Source organism: Vogesella perlucida, from assembly GCF_979366545.1.
The window spans coordinates 1-255 of record NZ_CEETRO010000078.1; the positions used below are offsets into that span (position 1 = coordinate 1).

At 52.9% G+C, this 255-nt stretch carries 1 rRNA gene; it reads right to left on the reverse strand.

What is annotated here, in order from left to right:
* Positions 1-255, reverse strand: a 23S ribosomal RNA gene (locus ACZ9XP_RS18015); the annotation flags it as partial.

The following is a 255-nucleotide window of genomic DNA, read 5'->3' on the forward strand; positions in this document are numbered from 1 at the left end:
TTTAATCTTCCAGCACCGGGCAGGCGTCACTCCGTATACGTCCACTTTCGTGTTGGCACAGAGCTGTGTTTTTGTTAAACAGTCGCAGCCACCTATTCTCTGCGACCTCTACTAGCTTCGGACGCGAGGTCCTACACCAACAGAGGCACACCTTCTCCCGAAGTTACGGTGTCAATTTGCCGAGTTCCTTCTCCTGAGTTCTCTCAAGCGCCTTAGAATTCTCATCCTGCCCACCTGTGTCGGTTTGCGGTACGG